This window comes from Mesorhizobium sp. CA8 (assembly GCF_020164955.1).
In the GTDB taxonomy this organism is placed as follows: domain Bacteria; phylum Pseudomonadota; class Alphaproteobacteria; order Rhizobiales; family Rhizobiaceae; genus Mesorhizobium.
The window spans coordinates 1-18,131 of record NZ_JAIUHG010000029.1 but is presented as its reverse complement, the minus strand read 5'-3'; the positions used below and the strand labels follow the sequence as shown (position 1 = coordinate 18,131).

Sequence of the window (18,131 nt, the reverse complement as noted above, 5' to 3'; positions counted from 1 at the left end):
TTTCTAACGGCTTCGTTTGGGCATCAAGGCTGCCAGCGACGCTGCGAGCATCGATCTGCCGCCGGTTTGCATGCCCAAAAGAACCGCAAGAACGATGAAGGCGCCCACGAAGGCACCCTGCCAGTTTGAATCGATGCCGGCCATCAGGAGTGCATTCCTGATCACCTCGAGGAAGGCCGAACCGATTATCGCGCCGAACGCCGTGCCGGCGCCGCCCATGAGGCTGGCTCCGCCAATGACTGTCGCGGCGATCACGCGCAGCTCATAACCTTGGCCCATGGCGTTGATGGCCGAGCCGTTGTAACCAAGCAGCAGCAGCGAGGCGAGCGAGGCGGTGAAAGCCGAGAAGACATAGGCCTGGAATTTGATCCAGTCGACCGGCACGCCGGTAAGCCGGGCGGCCTCCTCGTTGCCACCGATGGCGAACAGATGTCGGGCCCAGGCAGTGAAATTGAACACGAAGCCGACGATCAGGGCCAGAATCACCATGGTCCAGAACTGCGACGACAGTCCCGGTATCCAGTGCGGTGCCCAGTCCTGCGGCCCATGCAGTGGCCATCTCGCCTGGCCGATCGCCTTCACGATCGGAGCATCGGGCCCGAACTGGTAAAGCATCTGGTTGGCCGAGAACACGACCGCCAGCGAACGCGCCACGGACAGCATCCCGAGGGTGACCACGAAGGACGGCATTCCGACATAAGCAACAAAGAACCCGTTGACCGCGCCGCAGGCCAGGCCGGAGAAAAGGCCGATAGCGAAGGCGACGTACCAAGGATAGTGCCAGGTCAGGAACAGGCCGGCGACGATGGCCACTAGGCCCATGATCGAGCCGACCGACAGATCGATGCCACCGGTGATGATCACCACCGTCATGCCGAGCGCCATGAGGCCGAAAGGTGCGAAGTTGCGCGTGACGTTGGCGACGTTTTCGGAGGTGCCGAAGCTCGGCTCGATGGCTGTCATCAACATGACGAGAGCAATGAGCGCGATTGTCACCCAGAATGGCTGACTTGAAACCACACGCTGCAGTGCCGTCTTCTCCTTGGTCGGGATGAAGTCCGCCATGGCCGGGCGGCTGGTTTCCACGAGCGACTCCCTGACGCTAACCGACTGCCGAGCACTATTCGCCACGGATGGCCCCCGTTATTAGTCCGGTGATTTCCTCGGGCGAGGTGTTGTCGACCTGCTTGTCGGCAACCTTCGAACCTCGCCTCAGCACGATGATACGATCTGCGACGGCGAAAACGTCAGGCATGCGGTGGCTGATCAACATGACCCCGACCCCTTGCGCCTTGAGGCGTCGGATCAATTCGAGCACTTCCGCCACCTGGCGTACGGAGATTGCGGCGGTCGGCTCGTCCATCAACACCAGCTTGGCGTTCGAAAGCCGGGTTCGTGCGATGGCTACCGCCTGGCGCTGCCCACCCGACATCTTCCTGACCAGGTCGCGCGGTCGGGTTTCCGATTTGAGTTCTTCGAACAGCGCTGCCGAGCGGTCGATCATCGCCTGCTTATTGAGCACCCTGATCGGCCAGAAGCCCTTCTTGATCTCACGGCCAAGAAAGACGTTCTGCGCGGCCGTTAGATTGTCGGCAAGCGCCAGGTCCTGATAGACGACTTCGATTCCTTTGGCACGGGCCTGGACGGGTTTGTGGAATTGACAAACCTCGCCGTCCACTACGATTTCGCCGTCGTTCGGCGGGAAGTTCCCGGCCACTGTCTTGACTATCGTCGACTTGCCGGCGCCGTTGTCCCCCATGAGACCCACGACTTCGCCCCGCTCTACCTGGAAGCTGACGTCGGTCAGGGCCTGGATGGCTCCAAAGTTCTTGGAAACATGGCGAACTTCAAGCACCGGCATCGCGGTCCTCCCCGGACAACATTGCCAACCTTGTCCCGGACTTATGCAAGACAGCTAATCAGCGAAACGCATTCAACACAATCATTATTAGATCAGGATTTTGAGGGCGTTGGAGCAAAGGCGCGACTTGGGTCCACCATCTTCGCAGGGATTAACGGACAGCTCGCTGACTTTTCAGCGCCCTGGTAGTTAGAGCCGTTTGGGAAAAGGCAATCGCGTTTCATCGTGATTGCCCCCTTGGATTGGGACCCAAAGCTGTGACAACGCCGCGTCGCTCAACGCCTCCAGATAGCTATCCAGAAAAGACGAGCACGTCTTCAATCTGCTCGCCTTTTCTTATCTCGAAGGTCGAAGGAGCAGTTTACAACGGCTGCCTGAGTTTGGCGCCCAGCTTTGCGCCTGACGTCGGCCATTCAAGCAGAGCTTTGCCTTCGCCCGGAGCGGGCATCGCAGGGTGACAATGCCGGACTTCGTCGTGGGCCAGAGGCAGGCGATGCGAAATCGAACCCGCCCTCAGTGCGCTTGGTTCGGCGCCTGCCACTACTGGGCGCCGGGCGTCCACTCGGGCAGCGGCGCCAGGCTGCGGTTGAACTGCTTCCACCACATGGTCTCGTCAATCTCGCAGCAGGCGCGAAGCATGGCGTGCGCCTTCTCGAAAGCCTGGGTGGCGAGACCGTCGAATGTCATCTGCGCGTCATATGGCACCGACACCACCAATTCCTGACCGGTCTGTGTGCCGCCTTCGTCGACCTGAAGATGAAGCCAAACGACGAAATGCGCGCTTTGGCCGCTCGCGTCCGCATTGCCGATCTTGATGCGGTCGGTTGGGGAGGGTGGCACGGCGGCTTTGCGGCTTTTGGCCGCCGCCGCGGTGGCCGTTAGGCACGGCTCAACTCGTCGGCATCGACCGTCATGGGAGCTCGGCTATTGAAAGCAAAATCGGTGCCGCTCCGTGAGTTCCTTTGAAGTCGCTTCCAGCTCCTTCTCACGCCGTTCGGCATTCCACTCCAGCGCGGCCGCTGCCGTGTCGGCAATTTGTGCAAGGCTGCTGCGATTGAGCCGGCCTGTGATCGCCAGCGCCGTTCGTCGCATGACAATGTCTGCCAGATGGACGACGCGTTCGTTGCGCGCCAACCAATCAATTTCCGCCTGCGTGTATTCGAATGAGCCGGCAAGCGGCTCGGCCTGCCGTCCAGCTTCGTGCGCTAGAATGACATGGGCCGTCGTTCCATAGCGGTCGAGCATTGCTTCCGCGCGGGCCGGCGACGCGCCTGTCTCAGCCGTGACGGCGGAGATCCAGCGGCCATGCGCGGCTGCATCGGCCGGAAAGTCGCGGCCACCGCCGATGGCGAGGCTTTGCGTGCTCACCCGCCTGGGCTGGCCAAGCCTGGACAACAGCATGTCCGCCACCTCCTCGGCGAAACCGCGGAAGGTCGTCCACTTGCCACCTACCAATGAGATGATCGGCCAGGTCCGGTCGCCCTCGCTTTCCATGACGGGCGCCGAGTGGTCACGGCTGATCAGGCCCGGCGCAGTGCCGTCCGATGCCGGCAGCGGGCGGATGCCGGAATAGGCATAGACGATCTGCTCGCGCCCAAAGGCAAGGCCGGGCAGGAGCTCGCGCAAGCTTGCCAGGAAATAGTCGATTTCATCATCCTCGCAGCGTACCGCGTCGGGTTCGGCGGCGCGGGTGTCGGTCGAGCCGACCAGTGCCCGGCCGAGATAGTCGAACACCAGGCATATGCGGCCGTCATTGGCCTCGAAATAGATCATGCGGCCGTTCAGCGCCTGCAGCAGCTCGGGATGGTCGAGCACGATGTGCGAGCCCTTGGTGCCGCCGATCAGCCGAGACGGCGCGCCGAGCGCCGCGTTGACATGATCGATCCATGGCCCAGCCGCATTGACGACGATGCGTGGCCGGAAACCAAACTCGCCGCCGTCGGGCAGTGCGAAGCGCACAACGCTGCCGTCGCTGCCCAGCAACTGCGCGTAGTTGAGAGCCATAGATTGAGGGCTGGCCCTGACGCCATCCTGGAGAAGTTCAAGCACCAGCCGCTCGGGATGACGGACGGTGGCGTCATAATAGGTGCCGGCGGCGACGATGCCCGGTGTCAAAGGCGGTATCTCGCTCAGCGCCCGCGCCTTCGACCACATGCTGTGCCGCGGCATGACGCGGCGGCGGGCGCCGTAGAAGTCATACATGGCAAGGCCGATCTTGATCAGCAGTGCGCCACGGCTGCGCGGCGCGGTCGTGCTGCCGAAAAGGGTGCGCAGCGCGGCTCCGATGCCGGTCAACCAGGAAAAGATCGGGATGACGGTCGGCAGCGGGCGCACGGCATGCGGGGCATTGCGCAGCAAAAGGTTGCGCTCCAGCGTCGATTGCGCGACGAGGCCCAGCTCACCCGTTTCGAGATATTTGATGCCGCCATGGATCAGCCGCGACGGCGCAGCGCTGGTGCCGGAACCGAAATCCGCCTTGTCGACGATCGCGACCTTGAGACCCTGTTCGCACAGATCGCGAAACAGGCCGGCGCCGTTGATGCCGGCGCCGATGATGAGGACATCGACATCGCGTGTCGTCCCGGTCATTGCACCGGCACGATCTTGAGATTGACCCCGGCCGCCTGCAAGTTGCCGGCGACCTCTTCGGGAAGGCCGTCGTCGCTGAGCACCAGGTCGAAGTCGGTGAGGTCCGCAAACAGGTGCAGCGCTAACCTGCCGAACTTGGAGGAATCGATGAGCAGCACGCTGCGCGAGGCCGCCGCGGCCATCGCCTGCTTCACGCGCACCACCTGCGGGTCCTGGATCAGCGTCGCCGTCTTGTCGATCGCCGAAGCGGAACAGATGAGCAGATTGACCCTGATCTTCTGCAGCGCGTTCTCGCAAATATGGCCAATGAAGGCATTGTAGGTCGGATGGTATTCGCCGCCGAGCAGGATCAGCTTCAGCTCGTCCTTGTCCACCAGCTGCTCCGCCAGCGACAGGCTGTTGGTGACGACGGTTAGCGGCGCGATCTGCGGCAGGAGCGGGCCGAGCGCGTTGGCGGTGGTCGAATCGTCGAGCAGCACGACCTGACCCGGCTCGATCTCGGCCAGGGCCGCGCGGGCAAGCGCCCGCTTGGCCGCCGCCGCATGCGTCTCGCGGAAACGGAAGAGGCTTTCATAGACGCCGGACGGCTGCGCGCTCACCGCGCCGTGCAGCTTGCGCAGCACACCCTGGCGCGCCAGCTCGTCGACGTGGCGATGGATGGTCATGCGCGAGACGCCGAATGCCGTCACGAGCTCGTCGATGCGCGCCTCGCCATGCTGTATGACATAGTCGGCAATGTCCTGCCGGCGATTGTCCGCGTTCATCGCTCCCCCCCTTCCGCCAGCGCTTCGATTGACGGCCAGGCTTGCGCCAGGCGGTCAGCGATGTCGCAGTGCAGCCGGTACCGCTTGTCCATGGCGGCGCTGCGCTCGGGGGAGGGCCGGTAGGTGCGGCCAAGCGCTGCGACGTCGCGCGGATCGTGCCGCGGCGAGGCGAACAGGCCGACGCCGGCGCCGGCACAGAGCGCAGCACCCCATGCGGCGGCTTCTTCCGTCTCGGTCACCGTGATCGGCATGCCGAGCACATCGGCAAAGATGTGCGCGAAGACCGGGTTGCGGGAAATGCCGCCGGTCAGCCGCGCCTCGCGCGGGGCAAAACCTTCGCGCAGCGCATCGACGTGGACGCGATGGTTGAAGGCTATGCCCTCGATCACCGCACGCAGCATGTCGCCGCGGTCATGCCAGCCGCGCAGCCCGAGGAAGCCGGCGCTGGCGGCCGGGCCATGCGGCGAGCCGAACAGATAGGGATGGAAGAGCAGCGTCGAGGGCCGCGCCAACGCCGCCTCGATTTCCGGACCGACGATGGTGTGGATCGAGCGTCCGTCGGTTTCGGCCGCCGCCCGCTCGGAACCGCACAGTGTGTCGAGAAACCAGTCGTAATTTGCCGCCGATGCGGGCGAGATCGACATGTTGTTCCATTCGCCGAGCTTCAAGCCGTTGCGGCAGAACCAGCGGGCGTCGATGCGCGGCGCGGTGGAGACCGTCTCGTTGATCGAATAGGTGCCGGCAACTATCGCGACTACACCTTCGCCATAGCCGCCGATGCCGAGCGCCGAAGCGGTCACGTCGTGCAGGCCGGCCACGACCGGGGTGCCGGCAAGCAGGCCAGTGGATCGGGCCGCCTGCGCCGTGACGGCTCCGACGATTTCGTCCGGCCGCGCCGCCGGCGGCAGCGCGTCGCCGAGCGCTTCGAGACCGAAGATCTGCAGGATGTCCGGCGCGTAGGCCTGGCTGTCGACGGCTGTGAACGAGGTGCTGGCCTCGGTGAGGTCGGTGCCCAGGCTTCCCGTAAGGCAAAAGCGCAGCCAGTCCTTGCAGGCAAGCACATGGCCGATGCGGGCAAAGCGCTGCGGCTCGCGCTCGCGCATCCAGGCCAGCAGCGAAGATGGCGCCGAGGCGTGCGGCGTCTGGCCGGTCCGCGACAACGCCTTGGCGGCCGTACCGTCGGTCTGCCAGCGGGCGGCGACCTCTCCGGCCCGGCTGTCCAGCGACAGGATGCCGTGTCCGAGCGGTCGGCGGTCGCGACCCAGCATATAGAGCCCGTCGCCATGCGCGGTGGCGGCGACGGCAGCAATGTCCGAGCCCGGCCTGCCGCAGCCGGAGAGCGCTTCCGCGATTGCCTCGGCGGCGGCGCGCCACAGCTCGTCCATGTCGCGCTCGACATGACGCGGTTCGGAGATGATCTGCGGCAAGCGGCGGCGGGCTACGGCCAGCGGCGCGCCGGCCTCGTCGAAAACCACCGCCTTGGTGACGGTCAGGCCGCTATCGATCCCCAGCAGACAGGGCATGCGTTCCTCGCCATGCACGTCGCGTGCATCTCCTGAGGTTCTCGCATAGCATCATGTGAAATTAACATCAACGGATGTTACAATCAGGCGACTGTAACATCTTCTGGTCGCGCGGCGGCGACGACGACCGTCATGCCGCCAGCCTTCATCTCCTCGACCTGCCGCGGTGGAGTTCCGTCGTCGACGATGATGACGTCGAACTCGTTCAGCGCGCACATGGCATGCAGCGCCCGGCGCTCGAATTTGGTGTGATCGGCCAGCAGGATGCGCATGGCGGCGCTGTCGAACATCGCGCGCTTTGTCTCGACCATTTCCGGCGACTGGTGGAACACCATGCCGTCGGTGATGGCCGACATTGACATGAAGACGCGATCGGCCCGCAGCCGCCGGATCTCCGTGACCGTCACCGGCCCCATGAAGGCATTGCACCAGTTGTAGAACTGGCCGCCGAGCCCGAGCAGCGTCATGTCGCGCGTGTCCTTGAGCGCGTTCATCAGGGTGATGGAATTGGTGATCGCCGTCAGCGGCACGCGCGCGGCAAGGTGCGGAACGAGCTGCAGGACGGTGGTGGAATCGTCGAAAAAGACTGCCTGGCCAGGTTCCAGGAAGGCCGCGGCTGCCTGCGCGATCGCGCGCTTCTCCGCCGCCTGGCGCGACGAGCGGTAGGCATCGCTCGATTCGATGAGGCTGGTCGGGGCGGCTGAGACGATGCCGCGCGTCTTGCGCAGCAATCCCTTCTCGACCAGTTCGTCCAAGTCGCGATGCGCGGTCATCAGGCTGATGCCGAAGCGCTCGGTGAGATCCTCGATGCGCATCGTGCCCTCGACCATGACGGCCTCGGCAATCATCCGGCGGCGCGCCAGCTGGCGCGCGTGGCGGCTGTCGGCGGGCACCTGATCCCCGGCAAGGGTCTTCAAGGCCTGCTCGGGCCGAATCTCGCGATCTGTCATCCAAGCCTCTCCTGCCGATGCCATTCGCATATCTGGCGCCGATGGCAAGCGGGCACCTCGGGGGCGGGCAGGGTTTTGCGCATCGAATGCCTTTGCGCGGCAGGAAAAAGGGCGCGCAACGCCGCGCGCCCCAGTCCGGAGGTTCATTGGGAGAGCGTGAACGGCCCGGTGTACTTGTCGACATTGTCCTTGGTGATCAGGGCGCAGTCGAAAAGCTGCTTCTCGGAGGCAGCACCTGTGGAGCCGGTCTTGATGAACTTGTCGGCCTGCTTCACGGCTTCGGCCGAGAAGACCGCCACCGGCTGCAGCACCGTGTACTGCATCTCGCCCGCCTTGACGGCGGCGACCGCGTCCGGCGAGCCGTCGAAGCCGCCGACCTTCACCTGGGAGAGCTTGCCGGCTTCTTTCAGCGCCGCTATGGCGCCGAGGGCCATCTCGTCATTGCCGGAAATGACGCCGACGATGTCGGGATGGGCCTGCAGCAGCGACTGCATTTTCTGGTAGCCCTGGGTGCGGTCCCAGTTGGCCACTTCCTTGCCGACCTTCTTGAGATCCGGATACTGGGTGAGCACGGTTTCGTAGCCGTTCGAGCGCGTCGCCGCGTTGTTGTCGGCCGGGTTGCCGAACAGCTCGACATAGTTGCCCTTGTCACCGATCGCCTCGACCCACTGCTGCGCGCCGATCGCGGCGCCCTGGGCGTTGTTGGAGACGAGCTGCGCCTTGGCGAGACCGTCCTGGTTGATCTCGGCGTTGACCAGGAAGACCGGGATGTTGGCGGCGATTGCCTTCTTGACCGCGCCGATCGAACCGTCGGCATTGGCCGGGTCGAGGATGATCGCCACCGACTTGTTGGTGATGGCGGTGTCGATCATCGTGCTTTCGGTGTTGGTGTCGCCCTTGTGGGCGCTGACATTGGCGGTGTAGCCGAGGCTCTCGGCCGTGGCCTTGGCGACCTGGCCTTCGGTGAGCCAATAGGGATTGGCCGGATCGGTCACGATGATGCTGATCAAGCCGGCCGCCCAGGATTGGCTTGCCATCAACGGCAGCGCCGCGGCGGCGACCAACAGGATCCTTCTGGTCTTATCGATCATTTCTCTCACTCCCTCTACATATTGCGGTTTCGGATTGCGGTTGCCGATTTGTCTCGGCCTTCTTTCCGGCACAGTCTCCTTGCGGTCCCGGAGAAGCTCTTTGGCGGGGCGCGGCGTCACTGTCGGATGCCGCGGGCCCCGTATTGGATGGTGTTCATGAGCACTGCGAGCACGATGACGGCGCCGGTGAAGACGGTCTGCCAGTAGGAAGACACGCCGATGATCACGAGGCCGTCCGAAAGAAAGCCGATGACGAAGGCACCCAGCATGGTGCCGCGCACCGTGCCGCGGCCGCCGGTCAGCGCGGCGCCGCCGATGACGACCGCCGCGATCGCGGTCAGCTCGTAGGTGGTGCCGGCGGTCGGCCCGGCCGACGTCAACTGCGAAGAGAGCACCAGGCCGGCGATGGCCGACAGGATCCCGGAGAGTGTGTAAACCGTGATCTTGACCCGCTTGACAGGCACGCCCGACAGATCGGCTGCGTTCTCGTTGCCGCCCGCGGCATAGAGCCAGCGGCCGAAGGAGGAGCGGCTGAGCATCAGCCCGGTCAGCACGGCGAGGGCGGCCAGGACCAGCACACTGATCGGCACCCCGAATAGCCGGTTGAAGCCCAGCCAGTCGAAACCGGTGTTGCCGAGCTCCGGCCGGCCGGCGAGGTTGTTGTAAGTGAGGCCGTTGGTCTGCAGCAGCGCGATGCCGCGCGCCATGTACATGACGCCCAGCGTGGTGACGAAGGCGGGCACCCTGAACCAGGCGATGAGGATGCCGTTGAGCGCGCCGAGCAAGGCGCCGAGCGCGCAGGTCAGCACGACCACCGCCCATACAGGTGGAAACAGGATGACACCGAGCGGCGTCAGTTCGACACCCTGCATCAGCGCGCCGGCAACCACGCCGCACAGCGCCAGGATCGAGCCCACCGACAGGTCGATGCCGCCACTCAGGATCACCACCAGCATGCCGATCGCCAGGATGCCGTAGATGGCGACATGCGAAGACATGATCAGCAGGTTTGAGACGGTGAGGTAGTTCGGCGACAGAAACGAGAAGACGATGATGATGGCGATCAACGCGAAGAAGGCGCGGCCCTTCAGCAAGAGCTTGATAGGGCTGATTGTCGTCCCCCTCACGGCCGCGGCCGGGGAAGAGATGCCATCGGCGCTCGGTTGCGTCATTGTTCTTTCCCGTGCTCCGCTCAGGCCGCCACGGCCTCGCCCGAGGCGGCCATGATCTTTTCCTTGGTGATGTCCGAAGTGAACTCGGCCGAGATCCGCCCGCGCCGCATGATGATGATGCGGTGGGCGATCGACAGGCATTCGTTGACTTCCGATGTCGTGAACACGACGGCCTGCCCGGCCGCCGCGTGGTGAGCCAGAATCCGGAACACCTCGGCCTTGGCGCCGATGTCGATGCCGCGGCTGGGTTCATCCAGCAGGATGACCTTAGGATCGGTGGCGAGCATCTTGCCGATTACCACCTTCTGCTGGTTGCCGCCGGACAGCGACCCGATCGGCACGTCCGGTCCATCGGTCTTGACCGTCACGTCCCGGATCGATTTCTGGACCAGCGCCCGCTCGAGCTTGACTGAGGTGAATATCCCGCGCGTGAATTCCATGATCGAGGCGAGCGAAAGATTCTGCCCGACCGACATCGTCTGGACGAGACCGTAGCGCTGGCGATCCTCGGGCACGAGCGCAAGGCCGCGGGAGATGCGCTCGCCGATGGGGAGGTGGGAAATCTCTTTGCCCTCGAGCACGATCTCGCCGGACGTCGCACTCAGCTTGCCGGCGACGGTCTCGAGCAGTTCCGTCCTGCCGGCCCCCATCAGGCCATAGATGCAGACGATCTCGCCGGCCCTGACGTCGAGCGACATGCGATCGACGACGTTGTAGCCGCCGCCGGCCGGATCCGGCACGGTCAGTTCGCGGATCGAGAGCATGACCGGACCGAAATCATGGCCGGTCGGCGGACTGCCCAGATCATAGTTCTCGCCGACCATGTTGCGCACGATCCATTCGAGATCGATATCGGCGCGCGGCGCGTAGGCGGTCATGTTGCCGTCCCGCAGCACCACGGCATGATCGGTGATCTGCAGCGCCTCCTCCAGATGATGCGAGATGTAGACGATCGACACACCCTTGGCGGTCAGGTCGCGGATCACGCTGAAGAGCACCTCGACCTCGGTGGCGGAAAGCGCCGATGTCGGTTCGTCCATGATGAGGATACGGCTGTCGACCGAAAGCGCGCGGGCGATCTCGACGATCTGCTGCTGTCCGAGGCGTAGTTCCTCGACAGGGGTGAGTGGATCGATGTCCTCCTCGAGTTCCGCCAGCAGCCTGCGGACCTGGCGTTCCTCCTCGGCGTAGTTGACGCCGGTCGGGCCGGTGATCTCGCGCCCCATGAAGATGTTGTCGCGAACCGACAGATTGGGCGCGAGGCTAAGCTCCTGATGAATGATCGAGATGCCGTGGTTCCGCGCGTCGGTGGAGGAGGAAAACACGATGGGCTGGCCGTCGAGAACGATCTCGCCGGAGGTCGGCTGCACCACGCCGGAGAGGATCTTCATCAGCGTCGACTTGCCGGCGCCGTTCTCGCCGAACAGCGTCGTCACCTGACCGCGGTGGATGTCGAAATTGACGCCCTTCAGCGCCCTCACGCCGTTGTAGGACTTGGCGATGTTGCGCGCCGCCAGAACCACTTCGCCGGCCGGCCGGGAGGTCGCAGCGTCGCTCATTTGACGGTGACCTTCACCGGCGTGATCAGCCAGTTCTTAGGGTTGATGAGGCGGAAGACGCCGAAGATCTCCAGCGTCTTGCCGGAGAGGCCGGCGGTGTCGATAGCGTCGAGGGTCGCCTTCTTCATGGCGCGGTTGATGCCCGAGCCGGCGTCCTGGTATTCGATCTGGTTCTTGAACTTGCCGAAGACGATGTCACCCGTCGCATCGCGCAGATCGGTGCCGTTGATGGCCGGGCCGGCCTGCACCCGAATATGGATGTCGGCCGGTACGCCGTCGGCCTTGAGCTCGTAGACGCCGGATTTCGCTTCGCCCGCCACCGCCGTCAGCCTGATCGGGATGATCGCGCCGGTCGACGAGGCGGTTCCGTATTGCTTGGCGGCCGCGTTCTTGTCGGCCATCACCGCCGGTCCGAAGGTGGCGGCGTTGACGGCGTGCTCGACGACGAAGGCCTGGATGCGCGGGAACTCCTTTTCGCCGAACCGGTCGGGCGAAAACGCCTCCTGGCCAACGTCGGCAGACGATCCGATCCGGACCACCTTCGTGTCGAGCGCGATCGCGGCAAAGACCACGACGCCGAGACCGATCGCGATCGTGAGACTGCGGCGTGGCGCGGCCGGGGCCTTCGGGGCCGACATGGCATTCATCATTCAGAGCCCTGCCGACGATGAAACGAGGCGGGCAGGGGCCGATGCAACGATGGTCGCGGATGCACGACGCAGGCCTGCCGCATGGTCGGGTCGCTTGCTTGCATCGATTTCCTCCACCCTTGACCGGCGATGCGGCGTCTTCCTTCCGCTGCATCGACGTCCATTCTACGACCGCTATGTTATATTCGTGTTATCTTTTGCGTCAAGTATGATAGATCGGAATTCCGCTTCGGTCCCGATAGTGACCCGTCGAAAGGGGCTTTTAGCCATACGATTTTCAAACCGGCATCTCTCGGAACAGCCTCGCGCATTCGATTGATCCTATGGCCGATCATTGAGATGATCTATCTCGCAGGCACGGCAGAAACATGCTGCGATGGCCAATTTATCAGAGATAAACAATTGATTTATATCGTTATTACACACGCCGTACTGTGCTGCAGCGCAAGTTGAAAACAAGCCTGAAGCATCCGGCCGCCCGTTTGTCCGCTTTCCTGTCCGCCTGCCGGAGACGATGGAAGGCGGATCGTCGAGTTCCTCCTGACTGATATCAGCGTAGCTGAAAAAATTTTCGTTGTCTGCAAAAAAAATCATGCATTGTGTTATTTCCGTGATAACTTAGAGTGGACTGCGTAGGCGCCGTTACGGAGGAGTGCGCAACGGCGTATCTTTCGCCGCCACCCGTTCGCCGGTGGCTTCGGGCGGGAAAATCAGGAGGAGACGGACATTGCCCTGTTGCCGATCCAGGCATGGTCGCATCGGAAGCGGAGAGATCCGTGGCCGGCGCTGACGTCATCATAGGTATCGATTCCGGCACGTCGGTGATCAAGGCGGTCGCCTTCGAGCTGAACGGCCGCCAGATCGCGTCCGCTTCGGTTCCGAACCGGTACGCGTCCGGCGCCGACGGTTCGGCGACGCAGTCGCTCTCCCAGACTTGGCGCGACTGCACCGCTGCGCTTCGAGGGCTCGGCGACAAGGTTGAAAACCTTGTGGCGCGCACCGCGGCGCTCGCGGTGACCGCGCAGGGCGACGGCACCTGGCTCGTCGGTCGGCAAGACACGCCGGTCGCCGACGCATGGCTGTGGCTCGATGCCCGCGCTGCGCCCACCGTCGAGCGCTTGGCTGCCGGCCCGCTTAGCCGTGCCCGTTTCGAGGCGACGGGAACCGGGCTCAACACCTGCCAGCAAGGCAGTCAGATGGCCCATATGGACCGCCACGCGCCCGAGCTTCTCGACCGTGCCGAAGTGGCGCTGCACTGCAAGGACTGGCTCTATCTGAACCTGACCGGCGTGCGCGCCACCGATCCTTCGGAATCAAGTTTCACCTTCGGCAATTTTCGTACCCGCCGCTACGACGACGCCGTCATCGAGGCGCTAGGCCTTTCCGGCCGGCGCAAGCTGTTGCCCGAGATCATCGACGGCACCATGGTGACCCATCCGCTGACGGCAGCCGCAGCGGCCGAGACCGGACTGAAAGCCGGCACTCCCGTCAGCCTCGGTTATGTCGACATGGTCATGACCGCGCTCGGCGCCGGGGTCTGCGGCGGCGAGGGGGATGTCGCCTGCTCGATCGTGGGCTCGACCGGCGTCCACATGCGCGCCGTGCCGACGGGCGCCGTGCACCTCAACAAGGAGGGCTCCGGTTACGTCATCACACTCCCGGTTCCGGATTTGGTGACGCAGGTCCAGACCAACATGGCGACCACGCTCAACATCGACTGGGTTCTCGGTCTTGCCGCGGACGTGCTGAAGGAATTCGGACAGGAGGCCGGTCATCGCGATCTGGTCGCCCGCATCGATCACTGGCTCGGCGACAGCCAGCCCGGCCAGATCGTCTATCACCCCTATATTTCGGAGGCGGGCGAGCGCGGGCCGTTCGTCAACGCCAACGCCCGCGCCGGCTTCGTCGGCCTGTCTGTCAACCATCGCTATTCGAGCTTGGTGCGTGCCGTCATCGAGGGACTGGGGCTTGCCATGCGCGACTGCTACGCTGCCATGGGCGACCTGCCGTCGGAGCTGCGGCTGTCGGGCGGCGCGGCCCGCTCGCAAAGATTGCGCGGCATCCTGTCGGCGGCGGTTCACGCGCCGGTGCGCGTCTCATCGCGCGAGGAGGCGGGTGCCGCCGGCTGCGCGATGATGGCGGCGGTCGCCATCGGCGCCTACCCCGACATGGGCGCCTGCATCGCCGATTGGGTCACGCCGCTGCTCGGGCCCGCCGAGGCGCCCGATCCGGCGCTGATGAGCGCCTATGACGGGCTGTTTCCCGCATTCGGCGCGGCACGCCATGCCCTGGGGCCAGCCTGGGACATGCTCGCCGCCCAGCGCCGCAACACGGCTGCCGCCGAAACGCCGCAAGGAGCATAGGATGGGGCCTGAGCCGAAAATGGTCGACCTCTTCGTCATCGGCGGCGGCATCAACGGCGCCGGCATCGCGCGGGACGCAGCAGGCCGCGGCCTGTCGGTCGTGCTATGCGAAAAGGACGACCTTGCCGAGGGCACGTCCTCGCGCTCCGGCAAGCTCGTGCATGGCGGTCTGCGCTATCTCGAATATTACGAGTTCCGGCTGGTGCGCGAGGCGCTGATCGAGCGCGAGGTTCTACTCAAGGCCGCGCCCCATATCATCTGGCCGATGCGCTTCGTGCTGCCGCACAGCCCGCAGGATCGGCCGGCCTGGCTCGTGCGGCTCGGCCTGTTCCTTTACGACCATCTGGGCGGCCGAAAGCGGCTGCCCGGCACGCGCACGCTCGACCTCGAGCGCGATCCGGAAGGAACGCCGTTGCTCGACCAATATACGCGCGGCTTCGAATATTCCGACTGCTGGGTGGACGATTCGCGGCTGGTGGTGCTCAACGCTGTCGGCGCCGCCGAACGCGGGGCCGAGGTGCTCACCCGCTCGCCTGCCGTCTCAGCCCGCTGTGAGAATGGCGCCTGGATGGTGACGACGAGAAACGCGATGACGGGGGAAACGCGCGTCTTTCGCGCCCGCTGTCTCGTCAATGCCGCCGGTCCGTGGGTTTCGGACGTCATCGGCCGTGTCGCGGGATCGAACTCGTCGCGCAATGTGCGCCTGGTCAAAGGCAGCCACATCATCGTGCCTAAGTTCTGGCAGGGCGCCAATGCCTATCTGGTGCAGAACCATGACAAACGCGTCATCTTCATCAATCCCTATGAGGGGAACATGGCGCTGATCGGAACCACCGACATCGCCTATGACGGCCGCGCCGAGGACGTCAGGGCCGACGAGGCCGAGATCGACTATTTGCTGGCGGCGGTGAACCGCTATTTCAAGGAGAAGCTGCGGCGCCAGGACGTGCTCTACTCCTTCTCCGGCGTGCGGCCGCTGTTCGATGACGGCAAGGGCAATCCCTCCGCCGTGACGCGCGACTATGTCTTCGACCTCGACGAGAGCGGCGGCGCGCCGCTGCTCAACGTCTTCGGCGGCAAGATCACCACTTTCCGCGAATTGGCCGAGCGCGGTATGCACCGGCTGAAGCATATTTTCCCGAAGATGGGCGGGGACTGGACCGAGACCGCGCCGCTGCCCGGCGGCGAAATCCCCAACGCCGACTACGAGACCTTCGCCAACGGTCTGCGCGAGACCTATCCGTGGATGCCGCGCAATCTCGTCCATCACTATGGGCGGCTCTACGGTGCGCGCACCAGGGACCTCGTCAAAGACGCGGCCGGGCTCGATGGCCTTGGACGTCATCACGGCGGCCTGCTCTACGAGGCGGAGGTGCGCTATCTCGTCGCCAAGGAGTGGGCGCGCGCGCCCGACGACATCCTGCTGCGGCGCACCAAGCACCACCTGCATCTCACCGAGGCCGAACGGGGCGCCTTCGCCATGTGGTTTGACGCCGAGCGCCTGGCCGAGGCCGCGTGAAATCTGATGCGACCTCGACCCGCAACCACGTTCCGGACCCACGCGCCATGGCGCTGACACTTTCGCTGAACACCAACCCGTTGGTCAACCGCTTTGCCGAGCCGGACGACCTGATCGAGACGGTCGCCCGCGACCTCAGGCTGCGCGACCTGCAGCTGACGCACGAGTTCATCAATCCGAGCTGGCCAGCGCCCCTGATCCGGCGGCTGACCCGGCAGATGACGGCGGCCCTGCGGCGCACCGGCGTCCGCGTCACCAGCGGCATGACCGGTCCGTACGGCCGGCTCAACCATTTCGGCCATCCCGACCGCGATGTTCGCCGATACTATGTCGACTGGTTCAAAACTTTCGCCGACATTGCCGCCGACCTCGGCGGCGTTTGCATCGGCACCCAGTTCGCCATCTTCACCTTCAAGGATTATGACGATCCGGCCCGGCGCGAGGAGCTGATCGGGATCGCCATCGACTGCTGGGCAGAGGTGGCGGAGCATGCCAAAGGTGCCGGGCTGCGATACGTCTTCTGGGAACCGATGAGCATCGGGCGCGAGTTCGGCCAGACGATCGCCGAATGCCTGAAGCTGCAGGACAGGCTGACCAAAGCCGAAATGGCGGTGCCGATGTGGATGATGGCGGACATCGACCACGGCGACGTGACCAGTGCCGATCCGGATGATTACGATCCCTATGCCTGGGCGCGCGCGGTGCCCAAAGTGTCGCCGATCATCCATATCAAACAAAGCCTTATGGACAAGGGTGGACACCGCCCCTTCACCGCCGCGTTCAACAGCAGGGGCCGCATCCAACCCAAGCCGCTGCTACAGGCCTTGGCCGAAGGCGGCGCCGTCGAGAACGAGATCTGCCTGGAGCTGAGTTTCAAGGAGCGTGAGCCGGAGGATCGGCAGGTCATCGCTCAGATCGCCGAGAGCATAGCTTTCTGGGCGCCGCATATCGACACCGGCGTGCAAAGCCTGAATATCTGAGCCGGCTGCCGATGACGCCCAAACGCGCGATAAAGGACTGCATGTTTTGAAACGACCGGGTAAACTGGACGCGGAAGGGTCGCTCGCGATCCGCGCCGCCTGGCTGCACTATGCAGGCGGTCTCACTCAGGCCGAGGTGGCCAAGCGGCTCGGGTTGCCTTCGGTGAAGGCGCATCGTCTGATCGCCCGGGCGGTGGCCGACGGCGCGGTGAAAGTCTCGATCGACGGCGCTATCGTCGAATGCGTCCTGCTGGAGAACCAGCTCTGCGATCGGTTCGGACTGGATTTCTGCGAGGTTGCGCCGGATCTGGGCGAGGAAGGCTTGCCGCTGCGGGCGCTGGGGCTGGCGGGCGCCAGTTTCCTGCGTCGCGAGATGGAGCGCGGCGAAGACAGGGTCATCGGTATCGGGCATGGTCGCACGCTCGCCGCCGCGGTGCATCAGTTGCCGCGCTTCGAGGCAGCCGGCGTCCGCTTCGTCTCGCTGCTCGGCGGCCTGACCCGCAACTATGCCGCCAATCCGCACGACGTCATGCACCGACTCGCCGAAAAGACCGGCGCACAGGCCTACGTCATGCCGGTCCCCTTTTTTGCCAATTCCGCAGACGACCGCGAAGTACTCCTGGCGCAGCGCGGCGTGCGGGAGATATTCGAGATGTCGAACCGGGCGGGACTGAAATTCGTCGGCATCGGCACGGCGGATGCCGGCGCCCAGCTTGTGGCGACCGGCATGATCGAGCCGCGTGAAATCTCCGAGATCACTGCCGTCGGTGGCGTCGGCGAAATGCTCGGCCATTTTTTCGACACGCGCGGCCGGGTGCTGGAGACAACCTTGACCGCCCGCACGCTCGCCGTCGATCTGGACGGGCCGGCGGAAAGCCGCATCATCGCCATCGCCGGCGGCCCCACGAAGATCGAGGCAGTACGTGCGGTGCTGAAGAGCGCGCGGTTGAAGGGCCTTATCACCGACGAGCCGACGGCCCGGGCCCTGGTCGGCGCAACGGAGTGAACCATCGCATGCCGCAGCCGAAGCAAGTCTGGATCGGGACCAGCTGGAAAATGAACAAGACGCTGGCGGAGGCGCGCGCCTTCGCCGGCGGGCTGCTTGCCGAT

16 protein-coding genes and 1 pseudogene are annotated in these 18,131 nt (G+C 64.6%); 5 read left to right on the top strand and 12 right to left on the bottom strand.

Annotated features, from left to right (window positions below):
* Positions 1–3 precede the first annotated feature (3 nt).
* The 12 genes from LB553_RS25420 to LB553_RS25365 all read right to left on the bottom strand — a co-directional run bounded on the left by LB553_RS25420 (position 4) and on the right by LB553_RS25365 (position 12,753).
* Entirely contained in the window at positions 4–1,086 is a 1,083-nt protein-coding gene (locus LB553_RS25420; protein WP_224517261.1) for an ABC transporter permease, read from the bottom strand.
* 34 nt (positions 1,087–1,120) lie between these two features.
* Entirely contained in the window at positions 1,121–1,861 is a 741-nt protein-coding gene (locus LB553_RS25415; protein WP_140839132.1) for an ATP-binding cassette domain-containing protein, read from the bottom strand.
* A 540-nt stretch (positions 1,862–2,401) separates the two neighbouring features.
* Complete coding sequence (locus LB553_RS25410) at positions 2,402–2,701, bottom strand: hypothetical protein (RefSeq protein WP_224517259.1); 300 nt, start codon at positions 2,699–2,701, stop codon at positions 2,402–2,404.
* 84 nt (positions 2,702–2,785) lie between these two features.
* Positions 2,786–4,450, bottom strand: coding sequence for a glycerol-3-phosphate dehydrogenase/oxidase (locus LB553_RS25405; RefSeq protein WP_224517258.1), 1,665 nt, complete (start codon positions 4,448–4,450; stop codon positions 2,786–2,788).
* Positions 4,447–5,214: a DeoR/GlpR family DNA-binding transcription regulator gene (locus tag LB553_RS25400; RefSeq protein ID WP_224517256.1), complete on the bottom strand. Its 768-nt coding sequence runs from the start codon at positions 5,212–5,214 to the stop codon at positions 4,447–4,449. Before LB553_RS25400 ends, LB553_RS25405 begins: the two co-directional genes overlap by 4 nt.
* Positions 5,211–6,737, bottom strand: a complete 1,527-nt coding sequence (locus tag LB553_RS25395; protein ID WP_224517254.1) for an FGGY-family carbohydrate kinase — start codon at positions 6,735–6,737, stop codon at positions 5,211–5,213. The genes LB553_RS25400 and LB553_RS25395 overlap by 4 nt, the downstream gene beginning before the upstream one ends.
* A gap of 83 nt (positions 6,738–6,820) precedes the next feature.
* Positions 6,821–7,687, bottom strand: a complete 867-nt coding sequence (locus LB553_RS25390) for a DeoR/GlpR family DNA-binding transcription regulator (protein WP_224517252.1) — start codon at positions 7,685–7,687, stop codon at positions 6,821–6,823.
* 143 nt (positions 7,688–7,830) lie between these two features.
* Positions 7,831–8,778: a D-ribose ABC transporter substrate-binding protein gene (locus LB553_RS25385; protein WP_224517250.1), complete on the bottom strand. Its 948-nt coding sequence runs from the start codon at positions 8,776–8,778 to the stop codon at positions 7,831–7,833.
* A 116-nt stretch (positions 8,779–8,894) separates the two neighbouring features.
* Positions 8,895–9,950, bottom strand: a complete 1,056-nt coding sequence (locus LB553_RS25380; RefSeq protein ID WP_224517247.1) for an ABC transporter permease — start codon at positions 9,948–9,950, stop codon at positions 8,895–8,897.
* Positions 9,951–9,970: 20 nt separating this feature from the next.
* The gene (locus LB553_RS25375; protein ID WP_224517245.1) at positions 9,971–11,509 is read right to left on the bottom strand and encodes a sugar ABC transporter ATP-binding protein; all 1,539 of its coding nucleotides are present in this window, start codon (positions 11,507–11,509) and stop codon (positions 9,971–9,973) included.
* Entirely contained in the window at positions 11,506–12,156 is a 651-nt protein-coding gene (locus LB553_RS25370; protein ID WP_412033379.1) for a DUF2291 family protein, read from the bottom strand. The genes LB553_RS25375 and LB553_RS25370 overlap by 4 nt, the downstream gene beginning before the upstream one ends.
* Before the next feature lie 324 nt (positions 12,157–12,480).
* On the bottom strand, positions 12,481–12,753 hold the full coding sequence (locus tag LB553_RS25365) for a hypothetical protein (RefSeq protein ID WP_224517241.1): 273 nt from the start codon (positions 12,751–12,753) through the stop codon (positions 12,481–12,483).
* A 182-nt stretch (positions 12,754–12,935) separates the two neighbouring features.
* Here LB553_RS25365 and LB553_RS25360 point away from each other — a divergent pair, with 182 nt between their 5' ends.
* The 5 genes and pseudogenes from LB553_RS25360 to LB553_RS30850 all read left to right on the top strand — a co-directional run.
* Positions 12,936–14,522, top strand: coding sequence for an FGGY-family carbohydrate kinase (locus LB553_RS25360; RefSeq protein ID WP_224517239.1), 1,587 nt, complete (start codon positions 12,936–12,938; stop codon positions 14,520–14,522).
* Between the two features lies 1 nt (position 14,523).
* Positions 14,524–16,041, top strand: a complete 1,518-nt coding sequence (locus LB553_RS25355) for a glycerol-3-phosphate dehydrogenase (RefSeq protein WP_224517237.1) — start codon at positions 14,524–14,526, stop codon at positions 16,039–16,041.
* Positions 16,042–16,088: 47 nt separating this feature from the next.
* Complete coding sequence (locus tag LB553_RS25350; RefSeq protein WP_224517385.1) at positions 16,089–17,021, top strand: sugar phosphate isomerase/epimerase family protein; 933 nt, start codon at positions 16,089–16,091, stop codon at positions 17,019–17,021.
* A gap of 64 nt (positions 17,022–17,085) precedes the next feature.
* The gene (locus LB553_RS25345; protein ID WP_224517383.1) at positions 17,086–18,027 is read left to right on the top strand and encodes a sugar-binding transcriptional regulator; all 942 of its coding nucleotides are present in this window, start codon (positions 17,086–17,088) and stop codon (positions 18,025–18,027) included.
* Positions 18,028–18,035: 8 nt separating this feature from the next.
* Positions 18,036–18,131: pseudogene (locus tag LB553_RS30850) on the top strand (triose-phosphate isomerase); the annotation flags it as partial.

Excerpts from the sequence above, each read along its gene's own strand:
- LB553_RS25390 (WP_224517252.1), bottom strand. The coding sequence starts at position 7,687 with ATGACAGATCGCGAGATTCGGCCCGAGCAGGCCTTGAAGACCCTTGCC.
- LB553_RS25375 (WP_224517245.1), bottom strand. The coding sequence starts at position 11,509 with ATGAGCGACGCTGCGACCTCCCGGCCGGCCGGCGAAGTGGTTCTGGCG.
- LB553_RS25350 (WP_224517385.1), top strand. The coding sequence starts at position 16,089 with ATGGCGCTGACACTTTCGCTGAACACCAACCCGTTGGTCAACCGCTTT.
- LB553_RS25380 (WP_224517247.1), bottom strand. The coding sequence starts at position 9,950 with ATGACGCAACCGAGCGCCGATGGCATCTCTTCCCCGGCCGCGGCCGTG.
- LB553_RS25385 (WP_224517250.1), bottom strand. The coding sequence starts at position 8,778 with ATGATCGATAAGACCAGAAGGATCCTGTTGGTCGCCGCCGCGGCGCTG.
- LB553_RS25415 (WP_140839132.1), bottom strand. The coding sequence starts at position 1,861 with ATGCCGGTGCTTGAAGTTCGCCATGTTTCCAAGAACTTTGGAGCCATC.
- LB553_RS25405 (WP_224517258.1), bottom strand. The coding sequence starts at position 4,450 with ATGACCGGGACGACACGCGATGTCGATGTCCTCATCATCGGCGCCGGC.
- LB553_RS25365 (WP_224517241.1), bottom strand. The coding sequence starts at position 12,753 with ATGATTTTTTTTGCAGACAACGAAAATTTTTTCAGCTACGCTGATATC.
- LB553_RS25355 (WP_224517237.1), top strand. The coding sequence starts at position 14,524 with ATGGGGCCTGAGCCGAAAATGGTCGACCTCTTCGTCATCGGCGGCGGC.
- LB553_RS25395 (WP_224517254.1), bottom strand. The coding sequence starts at position 6,737 with ATGCCCTGTCTGCTGGGGATCGATAGCGGCCTGACCGTCACCAAGGCG.
- LB553_RS25400 (WP_224517256.1), bottom strand. The coding sequence starts at position 5,214 with ATGAACGCGGACAATCGCCGGCAGGACATTGCCGACTATGTCATACAG.
- LB553_RS25370 (WP_412033379.1), bottom strand. The coding sequence starts at position 12,156 with ATGAATGCCATGTCGGCCCCGAAGGCCCCGGCCGCGCCACGCCGCAGT.